The sequence below is a fragment of the Paenisporosarcina sp. genome (genome assembly GCF_049671445.1).
GTDB lineage: Bacteria > Bacillota > Bacilli > Bacillales_A > Planococcaceae > Paenisporosarcina.
On record NZ_JBATUX010000010.1, the window covers coordinates 1 to 25,435 of the forward strand.

The following is a 25,435-nucleotide window of genomic DNA, read 5'->3' on the forward strand; positions in this document are numbered from 1 at the left end:
TACCTTGTATATCTCCAATTCCATCACCATTGCTGTCCATAAAACTACGGGGATAGATTTGATAACAAACAGCTTCTTTCCACCAATATTTATTCATTTATTAAACCTCCAAATCCAAGATGTAACTATACATATAAAATCACTAGTATTCTAAACCATTATTTTTTTTAATTGTTGTTTTATTTATCCTATAATTGCGGTTGACGATCATTCCGCGTGACAAGTATGAAATCATGATAAGTCTATTTCTTATATCTTTTCCACATCAAGATAACCAATCCTAACAATACACTAAAAATGAATATGATAGGCCCAAGAAATCCAAAATCTAAGCCCTTTATCTCTGAGATTGAAAAGATTTCTGCCTGTTCCGAATCAATAGTTAGAGAATACTTACCTTTACTTTCTTTGACACTTCCATCAGCCAATAAGCCCTTTAATTCCATATCCAAAGGCAAATCCTTCTCGTCTAAACTGACAGTTTGCTGATCCGTTGTGTTATTTATGGCAACGACAATTGTTTCTTCTTTGTAAGTTCGTTTATAGACTGCCATACCACTTTCATCATGTAACACTTCCAAGTCTCCTCTAGTGAGGGATGGATACTTATTACGAAGCACTCCAAGTTTAGAAAGGTACTTGGTTAATGTCTGATCTTCATCGAACTCCATCATTCTTCTATTACCTGGATCTTCTGCACCATCAAGAGCAATTTCAGAACCATAATATAAAATTGGAATACCAGGTGCAGTATAAAGATAAGTGAGGGCTAATTTCCATCGAACAATTGGATCTTCCCTATTTATTAAAATGTCTCTAGTAAAACGGGTCATATCATGATTATCCATGAAATTACCCAAGAGTTCTGGGTGTTGGTAAAATGCTTTATTGCGGTCCCATGAAGTGAATAGCCAACCAAGGCTTTGGTTTGGCTTTGAAAATATTGTACGAAGATGTTGATTTTGTGGAAAATCGACAAATCCATCTATTCCTGTCTTTTCATAAGAGGCTACCACTCGAAGGTCATCATGCCAAACTTCCCCTAATAAATAAAAATCATCTTTTACCGATTTGACTTCTTGTGAAAACTCGGTCCAAAATTCTTTCGGAACATGCTTCACTGTATCCAATCGATAGCCATCCACATCGGTTTCTTCAATCCACCACTTAGCGGTATCTAGCAAATATTTTCGTGCTTCAGGATTTTCTTGATCAAAATCTGGTAAATCATATAGCCAATTATTTTCTACTTCTTCTTGGTTACCCCAATTGACGATTGGCTGTTTTTCATGAAACCAGTCTTTTTTCTGTTCGTCAGTCGCCCATGGGTGATTAGGTCCCACATGGTTAACTACGAAATCCAAAATTACTTTAATATCACGGTTATGTGCTTCTGTGACGAGTGTCTTAAATTCTTCCATCGTTCCGAAATGTTCTTCCGTATTATAAAAGTCCTTAATCCAATAACCGTGGTAGCCCTTGTCCTCATTATCAAAAACAGGTGTTAACCAAATCGCAGTAAAACCCATGTCCTTGATATAATCAAGCTTGTCCGTGATTCCTTTAAAGTCTCCGCCGTTATATTCTTTCAAATCATCTGACTGCACTTTAAAATCGTTGGTTGTATCACCATTGTTAAAACGATCAACCATGATGAAGTAAATGGATTCATCTTGCCATTTGCGCTCTTCTTTTTCATCAGCACTTACTGGAAATGCATAAAAAAGAAGAAACGGAATTAAAATGAGCAATACGTGACCCCTTTTCATTTTCCGTTCCTCCTCTCATATTTATATTGTTTTTTGAATTATCCTTTTGTGCCCCCGGCAGTTAAGCCAGAAACAAAATACTTTTGGAACATTAAGAACAGAATAGCAATAGGAATGGCAATTAAAACTGCCCCTGCTGCGAATTTTGTGAATTCATTTCCGAATTGCTTCGCAACTAGTTCATATAAACCAACAGCTAGTGTGAATTTATCTTCCGAACGTAGTAAAATTCTCGCCAAGATAAAGTCCCCTAATGGTGCAATGAAAGAGAACAATGCGACAACTGAGATGATTGGTTTAGCTAAAGGCATCACGATTTGGAAGAAGATACGCAGATGACCTGCACCATCCATTTTAGCTGATTCATCAAGTTCTTTAGGAATCGTATCTAAATAACCTTTCATCAACCATGTACTCATTGGAATTTGACCACCAACGTAGACAAGAATTAACCCGATATGTGTGTCGATTAACCCTGTACGGTTTGCTAATACGAATATAGCAATTAATGCTGCAAAGTTAGGAATCATTTGCAAGATTAAAAATGTTAGTAAGCCATTTTTTCGTCCAATAAAACGATAACGAGAGAATGAATACGCTGTAAACGATACGGCAATGACAGATAACACCATTGTGATAATACTTATTTTCATTGAATTCCAATACCATAACATGTAATTAGATTTATCTAGATCAAACAAGAATTGATAGTGTTTCAACGTCGGGTTATCTGGGAACATTTTTGAACCCGATAGACTTTGTCCTGGATTAAAGGAAGAACCAATTACCCAAAGTAAAGGATAAACTACGATAAAAATCATCAATGCAATTAAGATATAGGATATTGTGAGTCGGATAATTTTACTTTTTTTAACGTTCATACTACATCATATCCTCCTCTTGGAAAGATTTTGTTCTCTTGAACTGCCATAGTGCCACCGAGATAACAATGACTGATAGAATCATCGTGACAGCTGCTGCTTTACCATATTGTGCACTTGTCATCGTCAAGCGATAGATCCACGAAATGAGGATATCCGTTCCACCCGCATTTTGACTTGGTATAGCCGGTCCCCCACCATTAAATAGGAAAATGACGTTGAAGTTATTAAAGTTAAAGGTATATTGCGTAATAATAATCGGTGCTGTTGCAAATAATACTAATGGCAATGTAATAGAAAAGAACTTTTGGAAGATAGAGGCACCATCAACAGTTGCCGCTTCGTAAAGTTCATCTGGAATCGATTGTAAAACTCCAGTCGTCATGGCAAAAATAAATGGAAAACCTAACCACGTTTGAATCATGATCAGAGCTAATCGTGTCCACGTTTCATTTGTCATCCAAGACACAGCCTCAATCCCAAAGAAAGGAAGTATGTCTTTATTGATAACTCCGAAAGTTTCATTAAACATTCCAGAGAATATTAGGATCGTAATAAATGAAGGAACTGCCCAAGGTAAAATCATGACAGTACGGATGATTGCTTTACCTTTTAAATCCTTTTGATTAACAAGAATCGCAAGGAAAATACCTAATGCTACTTGTAAAGTAGTTGCACCGAATGTCCAAATAATTGTCCAAGCCAAAACGGCGAAGAAAGTAGTTCTCCAAATATCTAATTTGAAGATATCGATAAAGTTTTGGAAACCAACCCAGTCTACTAATTTTGCTGGTGGCGAATGGTATAAATCGTAATTGGTAAATGCCAATAATGCCACGAATAAAATCGGGAAGATAACAACAAAAATTAATAGGAAGAATCCAGGTGTAATCATTAAGTAAGGGAACCCATTGTCTATTAAATTATGATATTGTTGGCGCACCGAATTCAACTTGAATCCTCTATCTCGTTTTTCACCATTGCGGTACGCATCATTTAAATTCAGCGCATAAACACCCAAGCCCATGATGGTAATAATCAAAGCAATAATTCCATCGATTAATAGGAATACTGAATGATCCAGCTTCGGAATTTCACCTAGCGTAAATAGTCCCCAAAAACCAACAGGTATTATATCTTTAAACACAATACCAAAAGATAGCCCTAGTATTAAAAAGATGAACCCTTTTAAAAATTGCTTATTATAAAACTGTCCGAATCCAGGAATGATGGAAAGCAAAACAGCGTTTCTTCCATGATGAGTAGTCGTTTTTGTTTCTTCCATAATTGCTAAGCCTCCTCTTTCAGAATAGGAGAAAGTAGTTGATTTTGTATCAAACTATTAACCTTTTCTTTTCGTAACCTATGTAACTCAGAAATCGATATCAACGCATGATTTTTTCTTCTTGCTAAATTGAGTTCTTTTTTAATGTATTCTCTACTTCTGTGAGCGTCTTAATAAAAGGATGGGCAATACCTTCCAAGAAGGAAGATATCGCCCTTTGCTTTTTCCTACGTATTAATTTGCAAGTTTTATCAGCTAACCTTTATTATTTTGCAGGGTGGTTAGCTTCAATGTTTGCTTGAATAGCTTTTACAGCTTCGTCTAAAGCAGGTTTTGCTTCAGCTTTTCCAGTTGCCAATGTTTGAAGTGCAGAAGCCATTGGGCCCCATACTTCTCCCATTTCAGGAATGTTAGGCATTGGTACAGCGTATTGAGATTGAACTGCTACTGCTTTAGCGCCTTCGTTGTCAGCAATAATTGGATCTTCAACTAATGCAACGTTAGCTGGAATCTCAGATACTGCTTCAAAACGTGCTTTAGAGTTTTCATCGTTAGATAAATGTTCAATTAATTTCGTTGCCCAGTAAGGATTTTCAGTGAATTCTGTTACGTGCCATCCTTTAACACCCATGAATGTTTTAACTGGTTCTCCGTTAGGAAGTGTTGGCATTGGAGCGATACCAATGTCAATTCCAGCATCTTTCATGCCTTGGAATGCCCAAGGACCATTCATTACTGCTGCTACTTTACCTTCATTGAATAATCCGTCCATTGCAGCACCGCCACTTTCCCCAATGATTCCTTTAGGGAATAAGCCTTCTGCATACCATTTTTGAATGTATTCAGCACCTTCAACAGCGCCTTCGTTGTTTAAGCCAACATCGTCACGGTCAAGAGCACCGTCTTTTTCATTAAACACATATCCACCCATACCAGCGATTGCACCGTGTGCAAAGTAGAAGTTATCCCAAAGTGCTAGGAAACCATAGTTATCGCCTTTAGTGAAATCTTTAGAGAATGTGTATAGTTCATCCATCGTTTTTGGAGCTTCAGGCATTAACGCTTTGTTATAAATTAAAACTGGAGTTTCAGTTGCTTTAGGAAGACCGTAAAGTTTTCCATCATACATTTGAGCATTAACTGAAGACTCGCTATATGTTTTAAGAACTGTATCTTCTACAGTAATTTCTTGAATTAGACCTTCAGTTACCACTTGGCCAATTTGGTCATGTGGAAGAGTTACTACGTCTGGAGCATTTCCAGCTGGTCCATCAAGACGTAATTGATCACGGATTTTGTCCGCCATGTTTAATTCTTTGAATTCAACTTTGATACCGTGCTCTTCTTCGAATGAAGCAAGTGCAGCTGGTAACCAATCTTTACTTTTCTCTAAGTCTTCCCAAATAACCAATTTCTCAGGTTTTGGTTCCTCAGTTGCTTCTGGTTTTTCTCCATCAGCAGGTTCAGTTCCTTCTTCTCGGTCTGGTGCACATGCAGCAAGCATACCTAGTAAAAGAATAAGCATCATTAATAATAAATTCTTTTTCATCATGACCCTCCTATATTCTATTTATATTTTTCTTAATCTATACAAACGGTTGCACAAACCTAATTTTTCGTCTGTGAAAGCGGTTGCACAAATATAAATTTAATTATAATGATTAAATTTAATTTTACAACAACTATTTTCACATTAAATCACTATACGAATTTCACTCTTAAAAAATACTATCAAAATCATAATTTTTATTTTTCGTTATTCATTGTATTTGCGTTAAATATCCTTCCATCGTATTGAATACACTACTCCCTTTTGTTATTCTGTATCAAAGATTATTATTCATGCAAACGTTTGCAATAATTGAAATGAGGAGTGATTAGTTTGGAACGTTCAGCAGTTTATCATAGACCTGATCAAAACTATTCTTTTATTCTTAATGAGACAACTTTAGGGATTAGAATTAGGACAAAAAAAAATGACGTAGAGAGAATTGAGCTGATTCATGGCGATCCTTATATTTGGAAGGATGGAAAGTGGGTTCTCACCAGGGCTGAAATGAATATGGTTGCTACGGATGCTTTATTTGATTACTGGGAATCTATCATATCCCCTCCACACCGTAGAATTCGGTACGGCTTTGAATTACATAGCAATGGAGAAACAGCTCTCTATACAGAAAAAGGCTTTTACGAAGAAGTGATTTATGATTGTCAGAATTATTTCTGTTTCCCATACTTACATGCATCTGAACTTTTCAATGCACCTGACTGGGTAAAGGATACTCGCTGGTATCAAATTTTCCCTGAGCGTTTTGGTAATGGGAATCCCTCCATTAATCCCAAGAATACGTTGCCTTGGGGTGAAGTGGAGCCTCAAATAAACAATTTCTTCGGGGGGGATTTTGAAGGAGTCATTCAGAACCTTGATTACTTAGTAGACCTAGGTATCAATGGGATTTATTTCACACCCATCTTTAAGTCTCCTTCAAATCATAAATATGACACCATCGATTATTTCGAAATTGATCCTCAATTTGGCACGAAAGAAGATTTGAAAAGACTAGTGAAAGAATGTCATGATCGAGGAATTAAAATAATGCTTGATGCCGTTTTCAATCATAGTGGGTATTATTTTGCACCTTTCCAAGACGTTCTTGAAAAAGGTCAAGAGTCTGTGTATGCAGATTGGTTCTATCCACATAACTTCCCTCTTCAAGGTGGAGATCGACCAAATTATGAAACCTTTGCGTTTGTAGCTTCAATGCCTAAATTGAATACACAAAATCCAGATGTCAAAAAGTATTTGCTTGATGTATCTGCCTATTGGATTAATGAATTTAATATTGATGGCTGGCGCCTTGATGTGGCAAATGAAGTGGATCATCAATTTTGGAGAGAGTTTCGAACTGTTGTGAGAGAACAGAAACCAGATATTTATATTCTCGGTGAAGTTTGGCATGATTCAATGCCTTGGCTTTTAGGAGATCAATTCGATGCAGTTATGAACTACCCATTTACAACTAACGTATTAAATTTACTAGCAAGTCAAACCATTTCAGCTGCGCAATTTATGAATGACATGACAACAGTCATCCAGAGCTATCCTAAAAATGTAATGGACGTCACGTTCAATTTAGTTGGTAGTCATGATACACCGAGAATACTTACTGAATGCCAAGAAGATGTCGACCGTGTGAAACTCATTTACACCATGCTCTACACATTTATGGGGTCACCATGCATGTACTATGGAGATGAGATCGGCATGACTGGCGGGAAGGATCCAGGTTGCCGTAAATGCATGGAGTGGAATCCTGAAAAACAAGACACCGATTTACTCAATCATGTTAAAAAGTTGATGTCTTTACGCCAATCGAAAAAATTACTTGCGAATGAAGGTAGCTTCCAATTCTTCAATCAAATTAAAACCGAAGTTGTGGCCTATCGTAAATATCAAGATGATCAAAATATCTTAGTCATCATTAACCCTACAGATGCTGATCAAACGTTTACGATTCCTCATTTAGTGAAAGGAATAAGCGTTAAGAATCTCTGGACCGATGAGGAATTTGTATCAACTGATGTTACAACAGAAGTTCAACTTAAGCCTTTAGAGTTTACAATTCTAGCTTATCAATTAAAAACAGAAGCTATTTCCAACTAGCTGTTGCTAAACAAAAACACCCGTCCCTTACTTCGTAGTATCAAACTACTTGTAAGAGAAGGGTGTTTTAATATTTATTTACTAGCTGAGTCAATCATAAATGAATTCTAATGAAAGATACATGAATATTTGAAGTGTATTCCTTTGGATTTGTTAAGAATTTCAGTCATTTGATTGGAGTGAAGGGCGGCGACTCCAGCGGGAAAAGTGGCTCCAGGTGTGACCCCGCAGTGAGCTAAGCGAACGAGGAGGCACACGGACCACCCCGCGGAAAGCGTCCGCCCGTAACGGAAATCGACAGAATCTCTGTTTTTAGAATCTTCGTATTTACATCCGGTTTTATGAATTATGAAATTGACTCAGCTATTTTGATTCTACAATTAATGTAACTGGTCCATCATTCGTTAATGACACATCCATCATTGCTCCAAAAATACCGGTCTCAACTTGAAGATTCAACTTACGTAATTCTTCGTTAAATAAATCCCAAAGAGGTTTCGCAACATCCGGTTTAGCTGCTTCACTAAAACTCGGCCGTCTCCCTTTCCGCGTATCGCCGTAAAGAGTGAATTGTGAAATCGATAAAATTGAACCACCATCTTCAAAAATGGATCGATTCATTTTACCTTCTTCATCTTCAAATAATCGTAAGTTTGCAACTTTTTCTGCAACGTAACGAACATCTTCTGTTGTATCTTCATGTGTTAGTCCAACAAGTAATACGTAACCTTTGTCAATTTGACCCGTTACCTTCCCATCGACTTTCACACTTGCAGCTAAGCTTCTTTGTAAAACTACTCTCACATCTGAAACCTCAATTCGTCATACGTTGTACAGAATAAATTTCCGGAATTTGTTTGATACGTTCTACCACTTTATGCAAGTGAGCAATATTTGTAATCATCACTGTCATATGGATAGTCGCAATTTTGTCGCGATCAGCTTTCCCACTAACTGCCGAAATATTCGTTTTGGTTTCACTAACCACTTGCATCACTTCATTGAGCAATCCAGAACGATCAAATGCTTGAATTTCAATATCGACTTGATATTCCTTACGATTTGGAGTGAGATGACTCCCCCACTCAACATCGATAATGCGCTCGTTGACATCTGCATCTTGAACATTAGGACAATCTTCCCTATGAACGGAAACACCGCGTCCTTTTGTAATAAATCCAACGATTTCGTCACCCGGAACCGGACTACAACATCTTGATAAACGGATGAGTAAGTTATCGATGCCTTTAACGATTACACCTGATTCTGTCGCCTTTTTCGGTGCATTCATTTCTTTAGTGATTTTTTCTAACGCTTCTTCATGATCACGAATTTTACGCATTTTTTCGGCTAATCTGTTGACGACTTGTTGGGCAGTTATGCCACTAAATCCAACAGCCGCATACATATCTTCTTCGCTTGTAAAATTGAATTTTTCACAAACTCGTTTGATGTTTTCATTAACTAACACTTCTTTTACTTCAAACTCTTGAGATTTTATTTCTTTTTCAATCATTTCACGCCCTTTATGGACGTTATCTTCACGAAGTTGCTTTTTAAAGAATTGCTTAATTTTATTCTTTGCTTGAGACGATTGAGCAATTTTCAACCAATCTCGACTTGGACCAAACGATTGTTTTGACGTTAGAATTTCAACAATATCGCCTGTTTTCAATTTAGTATCTAAAGGAACCATTTTTCCATTTACTTTTGAGCCAATGGTTTTATTGCCAATTTCAGAGTGAACTCGATAGGCAAAATCAATAGGAACGGATCCTGCTGGAAGTTCCATTACATCGCCTTTTGGAGAAAATACATAGACCATATCTGAGAATAAATCGAATTTCAATGACTCCATGAACTCTTCTGCATTAGAAGACTCATTTTGATATTCTAATATTTCTCTGAACCACGTGAGCTTTGAATCAACCGATTTATTGGAAGATTCAACAGTTTTGCCTTCTTTATAAGCCCAGTGTGCAGCTACACCGAACTCAGCAATTTTGTGCATTTCTTCCGTACGGATTTGCACTTCTAAAGGATCCCCTTGTGGACCAATTACAGTTGTGTGAAGGGCTTGGTAAAGATTTTGTTTTGGCATCGCAATATAATCTTTGAAACGACCAGGCATTGGCTTCCATAGCGTATGGATAATTCCTAGTACTGCGTAACAATCTTTTATACTCTCAACCGTGATACGTACTGCCAAGAGGTCATAAATTTCGTTAAACTGTTTGTTTTGGATATTCATTTTTTTATAAATGCTGTAAATATGTTTAGGTCGCCCAAATAAATCAGCATCAATTTCAACTTCTTCAAGCTCCGTCTTTATATCTGTCATTACATTATTTAAGTAATCTTCCCGCTCATTACGTTTACGCTTCATTAAATTCACAATACGATAATATTGTTGTGGATTTAAATAACGCAAAGAAATGTCTTCAAGTTCCCACTTAATGGTGGAAATACCGAGACGATGTGCGAGTGGAGCAAATATTTCAAGCGTTTCACTTGCTTTAAGGCGTTGTTTTTCAACCGGTTGGAATTTCAATGTGCGCATATTGTGTAGACGGTCAGCTAATTTAATTAAAATAACGCGAATGTCTTGTGCCATAGCGACAAACATTTTACGGTGGTTTTCCGCTTGTTGTTCTTCTTTAGACATAAATTTAATTTTACTTAGCTTGGTTACGCCTTCTACTAACATCGCTACTTCTTCACTAAACTCCCGAACTATGTCTTCTCTATGGATGTCAGTATCCTCTACGACATCATGTAAAAAACCTGCAGCAACTGTTGCAGGATCCATTTGAAGTTGTGCTAAAATCCCCGCTACTTGAATCGGGTGAATAATATAGGGCTCTCCCGATTTTCTGAATTGTTCTCGGTGAGCGTACTCCGCCATTTCATACGACTTTTCGACAAATTTAACATTTTTGTCGTTCATGTACGTCGCGACAATTGCGAATACTTCTTCAGCTGTAAATACTTGGTCTTTCGCCATGTCGAATCACCAGACTCCATTCAATTTCGATAAATATATGTATTGTCTATTGTATAGCAGATATACACTTCTTGCACCCCAAATGATAAAAGATGATGAGTTTTCTTAAAAAGAACTATGAATGTTTTTCATTATTTCCCAATAAAATTGGGTTTCATTCGTTGTTTGTAGTTTTCTCATGAATAGACATGACAAACATATTCCCGTTAAATGAAAGGTCGTTTGGTTTACTATTGAATAGATGGTTACTTTAAAGAAATGTTCGGCCGAAGATACAATTTCGGACTTCTAATCGCAACTTAATGTGACATTTACTTTATGGTTTCTACAAGTCGACTCGGCAATAAGACAGTATTGAGCGATAAAACGTCAGATTGAGCGATAAATTCTCGAAATGATCGATAAATCTCCAGATTGAGCGATAAACCCCTCAAAATGATTGATAAATTTTCCACAATCTATTTTCCCAATAAAAATTCGTCTCATAAAACAAGTGAACAAGTTATGAAACAAGCGAGCAGATTAGTAAATTCTGAAATTAATTCCATAAAAAAAAGATGAACTTTAAAAGTTCACCTTTTCCTACTTAATATTGCATTAATGTACAGATGTCGTAGCCTTTTAATTTTTCGCGACCATCAAGGTAAGTCAACTCGATTAAGAACGCACAGCCTACAACTATTCCACCCATTTGTTCAATAAGTTTAATCGTTGCTTCTACTGTTCCGCCTGTTGCTAATAAGTCGTCACAGATCAACACACGTTGACCAGGTTTGATGGCATCTTTATGCATTGTCAAAACGTTTGTTCCGTACTCTAGGTCATATTCCGCACGAATGACTTCACGAGGTAATTTCCCCTCTTTACGAACAGGAGCAAAACCTTTACCCATCGCATAAGCGACTGGACAACCGATAATGAATCCACGTGCTTCCGGTCCAACAATCATATCTATGTTCATTAGTTTCGCATATTCCACGATTTGGTCAGTTGCATATTTGTAGGCTTCACCATTATCCATGATTGTTGAAATATCTTTGAAACGAATACCCGGTTTCGGCCAATCTTCTACTATTGTTACATATTGCTTTAAATCCATTGTTGTTGCTCCTCCTCAGGAACGGTCTGCTCAGCTAAGCGTGTGTCAAACCATTGTCTTAATTCCATATATGGCGCATATAACAGCTTTTGTTCTAATTGCATTTGCTGTTCGCGTGATTGATAGACCTCTGACTCTGCAAGATCTCGTTTTACACCAGCTTCTTGTATGTCAATTCGTCCATTGTTTATTTTAACAAACCCAAGGTCAAAAAACACCTCTGTCATGAAAAATAATGTACTTGTGCTCCACCCTTTATGTTTTGCGAGCTCATTTACATTTTGTTGTAAGTCAAATGAAGGTCGTTTTGCTAAAAATCCATAATACCATTTGAAATGGTCACGACTAGGCATACCTTCAAAATAGGTCGGATCAGATGCAAAGAAATGTGCATATATTCGTTTTGGTTGAATATGTGTCAAAACAGCTTCAAGCATCTTTTCATCTTGTGGAATATCAAGTAATACGATATAAGGCTTTGGTGAAGGTAATGCTTGATCTTTTGAAACCAAAGTTATGTCTACATTCAATAATGACTCAAAATGAGTGACCGTTTTTTTATCAAATGCCATATAAATCGTTTGATCAGCTTGGATCATTTGATTCCATCTGTTCACTTGGCGAATTCCACGAATATCATACAACTGCCAATCATCTGTCTTGGCGTCTGTAATCATAAATTGGGGTTTCTTTCGGCCATTCCATTCATTGATTTGTAAATCACCAATAAAGGATACAGCTACACCAGGTGTTAATTCGTCTGCTAAATGTCCTTGACTAAATCCTACAGCATCAAGAACTTGTGGACCATCTGACAGTTCCATTTTCACATGGTTCTGATTAGCCCCTATCTTTCTCATAGAAGAAATATTGACTCGTTCGATACAATACATCGGTTTTGGGAAATCCATCCCAAAAGGTCCGAGTTTTTTTAATGACTCAATAGCAACTAAATCAATTTCATCTAAACTAATTGAAATATCGATTTGTTGAATAGGTTGTAAATCTGCCTCAGTTAATTCTGCTTCTGCTTGCTCTTGCAAGCGCTGGCGTAAATCTGCTACATCGTCAATAGCTAAAGTCATGCCGGCTGCCATTGGGTGTCCACCGAAATGTGGTAAGATATCTCGGTTTTTTGCTAGCTCGTTATACAAGTGAAAGCCTTCGATACTTCGTGCTGATCCTTTAGCAATTCCTTTTTCTGAATCAAGCCCTAAAACGATGGAAGGACGATAGTATTTTTCAACGAGTCTAGAAGCGACAATCCCTACTACTCCTGGATTCCAGCCTTCTTTTGCCACGATAATGACGTGTGGATCAAGCCCTACTTCTCCAGACTCAACCATCGCTATTGCTTCTTCAGTCATTTGGCTAACAATCCCTTGACGTTCTTTATTATGCGAATCTAGAACTTTAGCAAGAGCCATTGCTTCCACTGAATCAGTCGATAAGAACAAGTCAACACCTGGAGCTGCTTCTGCTAATCGGCCAAGAGCGTTAATTCGTGGTCCGAATAAAAAGCCGATGGTTTCTTCATCAATTTGGTTTTGTTCCGTTCCTGCTATTTGACATAGCGCTTGAATGGCTGGTCGACTTGAAGAGCGAAGTTGTTTAATTCCTTCTTGTACAAAATAGCGATTTTCGTCGTGTAGAGAAACTAAATCTGCAACCGTTCCAATGGCAACAAGTTCGAATAACTCTTTTGGAATTTCGCCGAGTAAGGCATGAGCAACTTTGAATGCTACCCCTACTCCAGCAAGTTCGCCAAATGGATAAGTGCCGAGTGGATGTCTTGGATGAATAATGGCATCAGCAGGTGGAAGAATGTCTCCAGCTTCATGGTGATCAGTAACAATGACATCCATTCCAAGATCTTTTGCCATTTGAATTTCGTTTATACCTGAAATCCCATTATCAACCGTAATGATTAAGTTCACACCGTCTTCAAATGCCTCTTTAAATAATCGTTCACTTGGCCCATAGCCATCTATAAAACGATTCGGAATGGCAAATGTAACATGTGCATCTAATTGTTGAAGAGCAGTCATCATAACGGATGTACTCGTCACGCCATCTGCATCATAATCTCCGTAGACTAATATTAATTCCTCGTTAGCAATGGCTTGTTTAATACGGGCCACCGCTTTGTCCATATCATGAAGTAAGAATGGATCATGCATCGATGATTCATCCATTTGCAAAAATGCTTTAGTCTTATTGACATCAAAAAAGCCTCGAGAGGCGAGAAGTTTAGCTGAAACTGCTGGTATGCTTAATTCTTGCTGTAAATGTTGAACGATTTGGTCATCTGGACGTTCCATACGCCATCTCTTTTTAGATTCAATCATTTTTATATCACTTCCTCATACTTTCCATTATACATTATCAGACTCCCTCTGTAATTGTAAGAGTTCATGTTCGCGGTGAAAATTAGGAGATATTTGGATAGTTGCAACGAAATAGCGAAAGTTGCAACGAAATCGGAAAAGTTGCAACGAAATTTAATAAGTTGCAACCAAATCATGAAAGTTGCAACCAAAACGGAAAAGTTGCAACCAAAACGGAAAAGTTGCAACCAAATCGAAAATAACGCAAAAAAAACACCCGCGATGGGTGTTTTTTAATAACTTTAAATAGTTGACCGAACATCTGCTGAAGTATCACCGGGATTCATCTCATCTTTTAGATGTGTGTCTTGATATCGTACAGGTTCATTTTTGTGCAAAGCTGATATTTCATTTTGTTGAGTGGCGATTAGCGATTCTTTTGCAGTGTTATCTTTTTCTAGTTGCTTAACACGACGTTGCAAAACGAATGAGCGGAAGATTGCTACAGATCCACTTACAAGAGCGCCAAGTAAAGCAGATACTAAAATAACTAAAATTAGGGGCCACTGTGCAGTCCCAAAGACGTAATTGACTGGAACATCCTCTACATTTACAACAGCAAAAACAGCTACAATAACGGCGAAAATAAGTGCGATTAATAAAGACCATTGGAATTTCATCGGTATTCCTCCTTTATCTTAATGATACATTTGTTACAGTATACGTAAAAAAAAGGAACAAAGTATAGTTTTCTATACCCTGTTCCCTTTCATTCATAAACTTTTATACTACTGGCTCGTCAGAACCCCATTTTCGTTTGTTTTCATCCGCTTCAACATCGATTGCTCCACGTTTGTTTAATTCGCGTTTTTTCAATACGAACCATAGTTGTGCAGCTATGAAAATTGAAGAATACGTACCGGAAATTAAACCGATAAGTAATGCGATTGAGAAGTTACGAATTGATTCAGAACCAAAGACTAACAATGCTACTACAACAAACACAACCGTTAATACAGTGTTTACAGATCGGCCAAGTGTTTGGCGAAGTGATTTGTTCACGATAATGGCAAGGTCTTCTTCAGTTTCAATTTTCTTCGAGCGTCTCATATTTTCTCGAATACGGTCAAATGTCACGATGGTATCGTTTATTGAGTACCCGACAATTGTGAGAACAGCGGCAATGAACGTAATATCTACCTCTAAACGCAAAATACTAAATATCGCAACCATAAAGAATGCATCATGTAGTAGTGACAAGATTGCTGCCACACCCATTCGCCATTCAAATCGGAATGCCGTATAAAGAATAATACCAATTGCTGCAAAAATTAGTGCATACACAGCATTCTTCGCTAGTTCAACTCCAACTGTTGATGATACGGTGCTAACGTTTGAGTCACCATATTCTTCTTTTATCGTCGATTTCAAAGCAAGAATTTCTTCTTGAGAGAATTCTTCTTTATAACGAATAACCCCAATTTCTTGATTGTCACCAGACAACACAATATCTTCTGAAGGTTGATCAATTGATTCTAAATAAGTAGTCAATTCTTCTTTTGTCAATGTATCTTCAGAAAGAATTTCAACTCGCGTTCCGCTTGAGAAATCGATTCCAAGATTTAAGCGGAAAATCCCAAGAATAATTACACCAATCACAACAAATGCAATCGAAGCTGTGAAGAATTTCTTACGAGTACCGACAAAATCAAAACGATCAAATTTCGTTGGTAAGTCTAATGTATCAAATTCCTCTTTTGCAGGATGAATGGTTGATGGGTTAACTCCAAATAACCATGGTTTCCCATCAAACATTCCACTATTCACAAGAAGACCTAAAAGTACACGAGATCCCCAAACCGCAGTGATAAAGCTGGATAAAATACTGATGATCAACATTAAAGCAAAACCTTTTACCGAACTCGTCCCAAAATAAAACAGTACGGCTGCAGCAATTAATGATGTAATATTCGCATCAAAAATAGCTGAGAAAGATGAACTTGCACCCTTTTTGAATGCTGTTTTTATGGTATGCCCAACTCTTAGTTCTTCTTTAATTCTCTCGTACGTAATAATGTTGGCATCTACAGCCATACCGACACCTAAAACAATCGCTGCTATACCAGGTAATGTTAATACTCCATTTATCAAGTCGAAGACTAAGAGGATTAAAAACACGTATACAGACAATGTAATCATGGCTACCAAGCCAGGTAAACGGTAATACAAGAGCATGAATAATGCTACTAGTGCAATACCAATTAAAGAAGCAAACACTGTTGTGGTAAGAGCTTTTTCACCAAATTGTGCACCAACAGAAGTTGAATAAATTTCTGTCAACTTAACAGGCAACGCTCCAGCGTTCAATACGCCAGCAAGACTTTTCGTTTCTTCTACTGTAAACCTTCCGTTAATTTCTACACCAGTTGAATTAATTCGTTCATCAACAGTAGGGCTAGATACAAATTTAGGCTTTGCTTTGCTTGCTTCTGCTGCAAAAGAATCGACGCCTTCTTCAAAATCTAACCAAATAACTAATAAGTTTGTCCCAACTGGTTTTTGACTTATTTGCTGAGTCACATCAGCGAATTTAGATGAATCTTTTAGTTCAAGAGTCACGATAGGTTGGCCATTCGCATCAAATGTTGCTTTAGCTCCACCTTCTTTTAAATCTGAACCGTCTAACATTAAATTATCGTCAACATCACGGAAAGACAAGTTTGCTTGAGTAGACAATAACTCGCGGGCTGATTCTTGATCTTCCACACCAGCCAACTGAACACGAATACGATTTTCGCCTTCAACTTGAATGTTTGGTTCGCTAACACCTAGGACATTAATACGGTTTAATAGCGCCGTTGAGGTGTCAGTAACCATTTCCTCTGAAACTTTTTGACCTTTTTTAAGTGGTTCGACTTCATATAGTACTTCGAACCCACCTTGTAGATCCAATCCTAATTTGATATTGTTGACAACCGATTGCGCGGTTGTACTAATGGAAGCCGCAAATACTACGATAAGTAATAAAAATGCGATAATTCGGCCTCTTGTTTTCATATGTAAATTTCCTCCTCAAATTGTCAAATGGTAGAAAAACACTACCATTCTCAAAAAACACAACAAGATTATTATGAAACACGTGACGCTAAGTGTCAAATGGACTTAAGATTCTGACGACTCTGGTAATAATCGTACAGGTTTAACGGATTTGACTGAAGGCTTCAATAGTTCTTGAAGGCTACCCTCATTGAGTTCTGAGAACCAATTCGAGGTTTTAAAGTCTTCAATTTGAGTGTGTGTCATAAACTGTGCGGGTGAAACGGCTAACACATCATTGACCATTTCGGAAACACGCATATCCAAGATGTCACGCTTTCGCCATTTTTTGTTTATACAATAATGCCAAATATCTTCCTCTATAACAGAATTGTAGTTATACAAACGAAACTCGTGAATCTTACTTTCCAATGCGGGCCGCACAACTTGAAATAATTCTTCATATTTAACACTCATTTAAACACTTCCCTCTTCTATGGTATTAAACATCGTTATTTTCGCATAAGGATATTGTATACGAATTCGGGTGACTTGAGAAGGAAGTGGCAGAATTGTCGACATTTTTACGTGGGACAATGGTATTAATGGGGGCTGTATTTTTATCAAAATTGTTTGGTTTTGTTTTTCGCATTCAATTTGTGCGAATTGCGGGCGAGGAAGCTGTAGGTATCTATTCAGCGGCTTATCCAGCTTTTATTTTTTTCTTATCCTTAATAACATTAGGTTTACCAATTGCTGTTGCCAAAATCACAGCTGAATTGTATGCAGGGAAAAAGCATGCTGAAATTCAAGCACTCATGAGAAAAGTATGGAAACTAACATGGCTTTCCATAATTATTTTCGGTCCTATTTTATTTTTCACTATTCCTTATGTCGCAACTAGTTTGTTAGAAAATGCAGCTATTAGCAAGACACTTTATATTGGCTTATTAACCATTCCAATTGCAGCTTTTGGCGGAATTTTAAAGGGCTATTTTCAAGGTTTAGCCAAAGTTGAAGAAACTGCTTGGTCACAATTAATCGAACAATTTTTCCGAATTGCTTTAATCACTTGGTTATTACCTTATGTAGTTAATCAATCAAGTCCTGCTTCTACGGCAGCGGCGGCTATGTCACTGGCATTACTGGCAGAACTCGCCTCATTCTTGTACTTATGGTATAAGTACAAACGCGTGAAACAAATATCAGAACAAGGTGTGACCTATCCAACTACTCCTATTTTAGAAGTAGCATTACCTTCAGCTGGAAGTCGATTGTTCGGCTCATTTACTTGGTTTTTAGAGCCCATTGTTTTTATTAAAGCTTTAGCTGTAGCAGGAGTTACTGCAGTAGCAGCCACCAACCTATATGGGATGATCTCGGCTGTTTACATTCCGTTATTGTTATTTCCTGCTTTTATTCCGTATGCGTTATCCATCGTCTTAGTTCCAGCTGTAAGTGATGCTCGAGCTCGTTCTAATCGAGTTATGTTACAAGAACGTGTATCTCTTGCGATGCGTGTGTCGGCCATTACAGGATGTTTTGCTGCGACTATTTTTTATTTGCATGGGGAGCATATTGTTCGAGTGCTTTTTCATGTCACCGAAGGAAAAGGTTATATGGAACTTCTAGCTCCAGTGTTCTTTTTTTATTACATACAAAGTCCACTTCATGCAATCCTACAAGCTATGCATGAAGCTAAAGCTGCCATGATGAATTCAATTTATGGAGGACTTGGTAAATTATTTGTGATGTTTGTCTTAGCTTCCCAAGCAGGTATTGAAGAAAAAGGTGCGATTTTAGCCATTGGATTTGGTGTTTGTTTAACTTCGTTTTTACATATGGCTACGCTGAGACAAAAAAAAGAAGCCGGAATTGGCTTCTCATTCTTTGCTATTCCATATTTATTATTTATCATCGTGACGATTCTTCGTCCGGTTATATGGCCATTAGCAGAAATGCCTTGGGTTGCTGACAGCTTTATTACAGGTTTACTGGTTTTAGCTGGATTAATTGTTTTTGGTCAACTTCGCTTTTCAGATGTTCGTCTGCTTCGTAAATTAATTAAGAAGACTTAAATCGTTCTCTCATTTGGACATATAGCTTTTCTTTTTCATAGCTGCAATAAAAAACGGTTCGCGGATCATCAATATGAAGCTTCTTTAATTCATCTAATAACCATTCTTTATCCTGTTGAATTAAATCTAAATGAGATTCTTGTACGTCTCCATCTACAATAAGAGGCAAAACGGGGTGATCTTCACCTTTTTTAAATACAGATAAATTTCCTGACGGCTCCAAAAAAGCATACGCAACATCTTGTATTGAGCCTATTTGCTGTTCTCTAAGTTGTTGAAATAAGTCGTCCAAATTGTATCGTTGTTTACGCATTTCAGATTCGATTATTTCACCGCTCCGTATGATAACGGAAGGATCACCATCTATTAAATCTCGTACCTTTTTGCTTTTTAGTGACCAATAAGACGTGCCTAGTTGTATGAGTAACAATAGAATCATGGGTAAAATCGATTCAAATAATTTACGTTCTGGATTATCAATCGCAAATGAAGCCACTTCCGCAATCATAACGAAGATGACTAAGTCCATGAGGCTCAGTTCTCCTACTTCACGTTTACCCATTACACGGAAGATGACTAAAATTAAGAGGTAAAGAAAAATGGTTCTCCACGCAACAATAAATAGGAGTCCGAGTTCGCCCATATGCATCCCCCTTTTTCTATGTAGTATGAGAGAAAAAGGACTACACTATACAAAAAACCTGTTTCTCCATAATGGAAAAACAGGTTTTTGCATGTTTATTTATAGTACCGGTGAAGAGTCAATCGTACGAGCGATAGCTGCACGTTCAAATTGAAGGCGAGTACCGTCTGCAATTGTTACAAAAACAGTTGCGTCATCTACTGCATCAACTAACGCGTGAAGGCCACCTACTGTTACGATACGATCCCCACGTTTTAAGTTTGTTTGCATAGCTGCTGTCGTTTTTTGTCGTTTTTGTGCTGGTCGGATAATGAAAAACCACATCACTACGAACATCAAAATAATTGGTGATAAGCCGATTAAAGTTTCCATTCTATATATTCCCCCTCTCTCTATATACATTTAGTATACAAGAATCAGAAATTTTTTGCATTAGGTTTGTTATATCCATACTGTTCAAAGAACTCTGCACGGAAATCTCCGAGACGATCTTCGCGAATTGCTTGACGAACTTGCTTCATCAAATTCATTAAGAAATGTAAGTTATGAGTTGATGTTAAGCGAAGTCCGAATGTCTCTTCTGCTTTGATTAAGTGGCGAATGTACGCACGGGAATAGTTCTTACACGCATAACAATCACAGTTTTCATCGATAGGTCCGAAGTCGCGAGCATTTTGAGCACCTTTGATAACTAATCGACCGTTACTTGTCATAAGAGTTCCGTTACGCGCAATACGTGTTGGTAATACACAGTCAAACATATCTACACCACGAATCGCTCCATCAATTAGTGAGTCTGGTGATCCGACACCCATTAAGTAACGAGGCTTATCAGATGGCATAAATGGAGTTGTGAATTCTAATACGCGATTCATAACGTCTTTTGGTTCTCCTACTGAAAGTCCGCCAATTGCGTAACCTGGAAAATCGAGTGATGTAATATCTGCTGCACTTTGACGGCGAAGATCTTCATATTCTCCACCTTGAATGATTCCAAATAATCCTTGATCGTTTGGACGAGCATGGGCTTGTAGACAACGTTCTGCCCATCGTGATGTACGGTCTACACTTGATTGCATATATTCACGAGTAGCTGGGAATGGTGGACATTCATCAAACGCCATCATAATATCTGAACCTAAATCATTTTGAATTTCCATTGCTTTTTCTGGGCTTAAGAACATTTTGTCCCCATTCATATGGTTACGGAAATGAACGCCTTCTTCTTCAATTTTACGGAATTCGCTTAAACTGAAGACTTGGAAACCACCAGAATCAGTTAAAATGGCACGATCCCAGTTCATGAATTTATGCAAGCCGCCCGCTTCTTTGATAATTTCGTTACCTGGACGCAGCCATAAATGGTATGTGTTACTTAAAATGATTCCAGCGTCCATGGCCTTTAATTCTTCTGGAGACATCGTCTTTACCGTCGCTTGTGTGCCTACTGGCATAAATGTTGGTGTTTCAAATGAACCGTGTGGCGTATGCACGATACCTAAACGGGCTCCTGTTTGTTTACATGTTTTAATTAGTTCGTATCGAATGGCTGTCATGCACGAACTCCTTTCTGATTAGCGGAAGGGCGAATAAACATCGCGTCTCCAAAACTGAAAAATCGATAATTATTTGAAATGGCTTGCTCGTAAGCATGCAATATTTTGTCACGGGAAGTTAAGGCACTAACTAACATGACAAGTGTAGATTTAGGTAAATGGAAATTCGTGATTAAGCCATCAATGCACTTAAATTCATATCCTGGGTATATAAAAATCGATGTCCAGTCACTATCTTCCTGTAATTGACCTTCAAATTTATTCGCAACTGTTTCAAGCGTGCGTGTTGAAGTAGTTCCAACCGAAATCACACGACCTCCCGCAGCTTTTACTCGGTTAATGGTATCTGCCGTTTCTTGCGAAAGTCGATAAAACTCTGAATGCATTTCATGGTCGTCAATTGAATCAACGCTTACTGGTCTAAACGTACCCAGACCAACGTGAAGCGTAATAAATACAACTTCTACACCTTTTGCTCTAATGTCATCTAACAACTCGTCCGTAAAATGAAGACCTGCTGTAGGTGCAGCTGCAGAACCGCGTTCTTTGGCGAAGACCGTTTGATAGCGATCTTTATCATCTAATTTCTCTCGAATATACGGAGGTAAGGGCATATCACCTAATTGATCTAAAATCTCGTAAAAAATACCATCATAAGTAAATTTGAACAGACGACCTCCGTGGTTAGCTTCACCAACACATTGTGCACGCAGTAAGCCTTCGCCGAAAGATACAACTGTACCCACTTTAACTCGCTTCGCAGGTTTCACTAATGTTTCCCACACATCGTCTTCAGTTTGCTTTAAGAGAAGAATTTCGATGTTGGCACCTGTATCTTCTTTAACTCCCATAAGACGCGCTGGGAGCACGCGTGTATCGTTTAAAACAAGGCAATCGCCTGCTTTAAATTCATGGAGAATATCTTTAAACGTGTGATGAGTTACTTCACCACTATCTTTATCCAGTACTAAAAGCTTGCTCGATGTACGATCGGCAAGCGGTGTTTGAGCAATTAATTCTTCTGGTAAATGAAAATCAAAATCTTCTACTTGCATGGGTATACTTCCTTTTTATTATTATTCCTCAAAATAAGGGTAGTTAAGATGGTCATAAGCGAGTTTCGTCACGACACGTCCTCTTGGTGTCCGTTGTAAGAAACCAATTTGCAATAAGTAAGGTTCATAGACATCTTCAATTGTTGTCGATTCTTCTCCAATACTTGCAGCAATTGTATCAAGTCCAACAGGTCCACCTCTGAAGCGTTCAATCATGCCAACTAGTAACTTATGATCAATATGATCTAGACCGAGTGCATCAACTTGCAACAATTCGAGGGCTTCTTGTGCAGTGTCGATTGAGATGGTGCCGTTTCCTCGGACTTGAGCGAAATCTCTCACCCGCTTCAATAAGCGATTAGCAATACGAGGTGTTCCTCGAGAACGACTAGCAATCTCACCAGCTGAAGGATGGTCAATTTCTGCGTCAAAAAGGGTAGCACTCCTAGTGACAATTTCGGTTAACGCATGATTATCATAATAATCAAGTCGCAGTAATACACCGAAGCGATCCCGCAGTGGAGCAGATAATGCTCCTGCTCTCGTCGTGGCACCTATTAACGTGAATGGTGGTAAATCAAGGCGCACAGAACGAGCTGACGGTCCTTTTCCAACGACAATATCCAGACAGAAATCTTCCATTGCTGGATACAATACTTCTTCAATCGAACGATTTAAACGATGGATTTCATCGATAAATAAGACGTCACCTGGTTCAAGTGAGCTGACAATCGCCGCTAAATCGCCTGGACGTTCAATCGCAGGTCCACTCGTCATTCGAATATTGACTTCCATTTCATTAGCAATAACAGCTGCTAAAGTAGTTTTCCCAAGTCCAGGAGGTCCATACAATAAAACATGGTCCAGACTTTCTTTGCGCATTTTGGCTGCCTTCACAAATATGTCTAAATTATTTTTGACTTTATCTTGGCCTATGTACTGGGACAAATATTGTGGGCGAAGTGATTGTTCAAATCGTTCATCAAACTCCGACACTTCGGTAGAAATAACGCGTTCTTCCATGCTTATGACCTCCCTTCATCAGCCTTGCTTTAATAGCAATTGTAATGCTTTTTTCATGTAGCCTTCTGTATCCAGTGCTTCTGGTAAAGAGACTAATTGTGGGCGTACTTTCACTAGTTCACGATCTGAATAACCAAGAGCAGCAAGTGCTAAGAATGCTTCTTCTAGCTCAAGCTTTCCTGATGTTTCAGGGAACAATTGGAGTTCGTCTTCTCCACTTGGCATGTCATAATCGATAGATAAGTCACCTAGTTTTCCTTTTAAATCAAGAATCATTTGACGCGCTGTTTTTTTCCCGACTCCCGGGAATTTCACCAAAAAGGTCTCGTCTTCTCGTTCAATTGCTTGTACAACTTGTGATGGTTGTCCACTAGCAAGTATGGCTAACGCTCCTTTTGGGCCAATGCCAGACACTTGAATCAGTTTGCGAAAAAGTTCGCGCTGGTCAAGCGAAACGAAACCAAAAAGCAACTGCGCATCTTCACGAACATTCAAATGTGTAAAGATTTGCTTTGGTTCTGGCGACACACGAAATGCGTATGGGTTAGGTGTGAATATTTGCCACCCTATCCCTTGTTGTTCTACCGTCATATATTCAGGTGTTATACGTGTAACTACACCTTTTATGTAATCGTACATTTAAGTCTCTCCTCACATTCAACGTACTGATTATAGCATATAAAACGGATGTTCGCAGAAGGAAACCTAGCAATCACCCATGATATCTAATAGAAAATTATGTGCGTATTTTATTAAGGAACTATCATTCACAAATGAAATGTTTCAAACTTAGTATGAATGGGAATAGATTCTCAACAACAATACCTACTAAATTGGAGGCGTTTTATATGGGAAGAAATAATGATACCTTTACTCACCAAAACAATCAACACAACAATCAAAATGAGCAAGGTGAAGTAAATGAATTACAGCGTAAAAAACTGCAGTACAATCAAGAACATAGCAACCATGATGAAAATGAAAAAGTAGAAAATGCACAAAATGAACAAAGCCTGGAAGATTCTAAAGAATAAATGCACTAATAAACAACACCCGTGATTTCCACAATCACGGGTGTTGTTTTGTTCGTAAGTAATGATAGTCAATCCAAAAGCATTATTTTTCCGAACTAATCACTTTCAAAGCTACGTTTTCTCAAACAAACGTAGCTGTTCAGTTGGTTCATGATTTTCTACCACAATCATCCCATAATTGAGGCATATGTTTTAAAGCCTTGTCTGTAAATACTTTTAATTTCGGTAAAAATCCACGTAGTTGCAAATCTGATAATGTACTAGCATACAACCACTCACGCATCAGTTCGTTTGGAAATAATAAATAGTTCCAATCGATTTTGCGCAGAGACGGATGCTCTTGAATAAGTGCTTGTAAATCATAATCAAAATGCGGTAACACGCGATGCGACCATAAAATAAGCTCTACTTCTGGTGGTCCTAAGCAAGCCAAGTCAAAATCAATGATGTACAAGCGATCTTTTTTATCACTCACAAAATTGTGATGAACGATATCACCATGCAATAGCGTTAAGTTGTTACTTCGAATCGGCCGGAGCTGATCTAACGAAGCTTTGGCAAGTTCTGTAATTCTCTGTGTTTTTGATGGCCCTAGTTTTTGATTTAAAAACGGCTCAAGTTGTTGCCATTTTTCTAATCGATGTGTCCATTTGCGAATTAAATCGATTTCATGGAAATAAATAGATTTGTGCCAAGCAATCTTTTTATTAGTAGCATGGAGTTGATGTAGTAATGAAAGTGATTTTATGCGGTCATTGGACTGACTGAATTTCACTTTACGACCACTATCAATCCATGGTTGTTGAATGACCAGTGCATCTGGATATGGCTCTACCGCCACGATATAATCAGCACCAATAGATTTTAATTGTTCATGTATAAAGCGGATTTTTGCGGCATCATCATGACGTTCGTATTTCTTTAATGAATACGTATGGGGTCCAATTTGCCATTTCCACACATTAGGCTTTAATTGGACAT

At 37.9% G+C, this 25,435-nt stretch carries 21 protein-coding genes; 3 read left to right on the forward strand and 18 right to left on the reverse strand.

Features of this window, described 5'->3' with window-relative positions:
• Window positions 1–242: 242 nt before the first annotated feature.
• The 4 genes from WBG45_RS00635 to WBG45_RS00650 form a co-directional block, all read right to left on the reverse strand.
• Complete coding sequence (locus WBG45_RS00635) at window positions 243–1,769, reverse strand: alpha-amylase family glycosyl hydrolase (protein WP_424411868.1); 1,527 nt, start codon at window positions 1,767–1,769, stop codon at window positions 243–245.
• Between the two features lie 38 nt (window positions 1,770–1,807).
• Entirely contained in the window at window positions 1,808–2,650 is an 843-nt protein-coding gene (locus tag WBG45_RS00640) for a sugar ABC transporter permease (RefSeq protein WP_424411869.1), read from the reverse strand.
• Window position 2,651: 1 nt separating this feature from the next.
• On the reverse strand, window positions 2,652–3,935 hold the full coding sequence (locus tag WBG45_RS00645; RefSeq protein ID WP_424411870.1) for a carbohydrate ABC transporter permease: 1,284 nt from the start codon (window positions 3,933–3,935) through the stop codon (window positions 2,652–2,654).
• Between the two features lie 265 nt (window positions 3,936–4,200).
• A complete protein-coding gene (locus WBG45_RS00650) occupies window positions 4,201–5,484 on the reverse strand; it encodes an extracellular solute-binding protein (protein WP_424411871.1) in 1,284 nt (427 codons plus the stop codon).
• 333 nt (window positions 5,485–5,817) lie between these two features.
• On the opposite strand from WBG45_RS00650, the gene WBG45_RS00655 reads away from it, so the two are divergent.
• On the forward strand, window positions 5,818–7,599 hold the full coding sequence (locus tag WBG45_RS00655) for a glycoside hydrolase family 13 protein (protein ID WP_424411872.1): 1,782 nt from the start codon (window positions 5,818–5,820) through the stop codon (window positions 7,597–7,599).
• Window positions 7,600–7,962: 363 nt separating this feature from the next.
• Here WBG45_RS00655 and dtd read toward each other — a convergent pair whose 3' ends face one another.
• The 7 genes from dtd to WBG45_RS00690 all read right to left on the reverse strand — a co-directional run bounded on the left by dtd (window position 7,963) and on the right by WBG45_RS00690 (window position 17,542).
• Window positions 7,963–8,403, reverse strand: a complete 441-nt coding sequence (gene dtd / locus WBG45_RS00660) for a D-aminoacyl-tRNA deacylase (RefSeq protein ID WP_424411873.1) — start codon at window positions 8,401–8,403, stop codon at window positions 7,963–7,965.
• A gap of 10 nt (window positions 8,404–8,413) precedes the next feature.
• Window positions 8,414–10,603 (reverse strand): RelA/SpoT family protein, encoded by a 2,190-nt coding sequence (locus WBG45_RS00665; protein WP_424411874.1) that lies wholly within the window; start codon window positions 10,601–10,603, stop codon window positions 8,414–8,416.
• Between the two features lie 586 nt (window positions 10,604–11,189).
• Window positions 11,190–11,702, reverse strand: coding sequence for an adenine phosphoribosyltransferase (locus WBG45_RS00670; protein WP_424411875.1), 513 nt, complete (start codon window positions 11,700–11,702; stop codon window positions 11,190–11,192).
• Window positions 11,693–14,050 carry a single-stranded-DNA-specific exonuclease RecJ gene (recJ, locus tag WBG45_RS00675; protein WP_424411876.1) on the reverse strand — a complete coding sequence of 786 codons (2,358 nt, stop codon included), beginning with the start codon at window positions 14,048–14,050 and terminating at the stop codon, window positions 11,693–11,695. The genes WBG45_RS00670 and recJ overlap by 10 nt, the downstream gene beginning before the upstream one ends.
• 281 nt (window positions 14,051–14,331) lie before the next feature.
• On the reverse strand, window positions 14,332–14,709 hold the full coding sequence (locus WBG45_RS00680) for a LapA family protein (RefSeq protein WP_424411877.1): 378 nt from the start codon (window positions 14,707–14,709) through the stop codon (window positions 14,332–14,334).
• A gap of 103 nt (window positions 14,710–14,812) precedes the next feature.
• Window positions 14,813–17,086: a protein translocase subunit SecDF gene (secDF, locus tag WBG45_RS00685; RefSeq protein WP_424411878.1), complete on the reverse strand. Its 2,274-nt coding sequence runs from the start codon at window positions 17,084–17,086 to the stop codon at window positions 14,813–14,815.
• A 105-nt stretch (window positions 17,087–17,191) separates the two neighbouring features.
• Window positions 17,192–17,542, reverse strand: a complete 351-nt coding sequence (locus WBG45_RS00690) for a post-transcriptional regulator (protein ID WP_424411879.1) — start codon at window positions 17,540–17,542, stop codon at window positions 17,192–17,194.
• Window positions 17,543–17,637: 95 nt separating this feature from the next.
• Between WBG45_RS00690 and WBG45_RS00695 the strand changes: the two genes are divergently transcribed.
• Window positions 17,638–19,143 carry an oligosaccharide flippase family protein gene (locus WBG45_RS00695; protein ID WP_424411880.1) on the forward strand — a complete coding sequence of 502 codons (1,506 nt, stop codon included), beginning with the start codon at window positions 17,638–17,640 and terminating at the stop codon, window positions 19,141–19,143.
• Here WBG45_RS00695 and WBG45_RS00700 read toward each other — a convergent pair.
• The 6 genes from WBG45_RS00700 to ruvA form a co-directional block, all read right to left on the reverse strand.
• Complete coding sequence (locus tag WBG45_RS00700) at window positions 19,130–19,786, reverse strand: DUF421 domain-containing protein (protein ID WP_424411881.1); 657 nt, start codon at window positions 19,784–19,786, stop codon at window positions 19,130–19,132. The genes WBG45_RS00695 and WBG45_RS00700 overlap by 14 nt on opposite strands.
• Before the next feature lie 99 nt (window positions 19,787–19,885).
• Window positions 19,886–20,158 (reverse strand): preprotein translocase subunit YajC, encoded by a 273-nt coding sequence (yajC, locus tag WBG45_RS00705; protein ID WP_024534396.1) that lies wholly within the window; start codon window positions 20,156–20,158, stop codon window positions 19,886–19,888.
• Between the two features lie 44 nt (window positions 20,159–20,202).
• The gene (gene tgt / locus WBG45_RS00710; protein WP_424411882.1) at window positions 20,203–21,342 is read right to left on the reverse strand and encodes a tRNA guanosine(34) transglycosylase Tgt; all 1,140 of its coding nucleotides are present in this window, start codon (window positions 21,340–21,342) and stop codon (window positions 20,203–20,205) included.
• Window positions 21,339–22,397: a tRNA preQ1(34) S-adenosylmethionine ribosyltransferase-isomerase QueA gene (gene queA, locus WBG45_RS00715; protein WP_424411883.1), complete on the reverse strand. Its 1,059-nt coding sequence runs from the start codon at window positions 22,395–22,397 to the stop codon at window positions 21,339–21,341. The genes tgt and queA overlap by 4 nt, the downstream gene beginning before the upstream one ends.
• Window positions 22,398–22,418: 21 nt before the next feature.
• Window positions 22,419–23,420, reverse strand: coding sequence for a Holliday junction branch migration DNA helicase RuvB (gene ruvB / locus WBG45_RS00720; RefSeq protein ID WP_424411884.1), 1,002 nt, complete (start codon window positions 23,418–23,420; stop codon window positions 22,419–22,421).
• An 18-nt stretch (window positions 23,421–23,438) separates the two neighbouring features.
• The gene (gene ruvA / locus WBG45_RS00725; protein ID WP_424411885.1) at window positions 23,439–24,059 is read right to left on the reverse strand and encodes a Holliday junction branch migration protein RuvA; all 621 of its coding nucleotides are present in this window, start codon (window positions 24,057–24,059) and stop codon (window positions 23,439–23,441) included.
• A 209-nt stretch (window positions 24,060–24,268) separates the two neighbouring features.
• On the opposite strand from ruvA, the gene WBG45_RS00730 reads away from it, so the two are divergent.
• Window positions 24,269–24,454, forward strand: a complete 186-nt coding sequence (locus WBG45_RS00730) for a hypothetical protein (protein ID WP_424411886.1) — start codon at window positions 24,269–24,271, stop codon at window positions 24,452–24,454.
• Between the two features lie 148 nt (window positions 24,455–24,602).
• Here WBG45_RS00730 and WBG45_RS00735 read toward each other — a convergent pair whose 3' ends face one another.
• Window positions 24,603–25,415 (reverse strand): phosphotransferase, encoded by an 813-nt coding sequence (locus WBG45_RS00735; RefSeq protein WP_424411887.1) that lies wholly within the window; start codon window positions 25,413–25,415, stop codon window positions 24,603–24,605.
• Window positions 25,416–25,435: the final 20 nt, after the last annotated feature.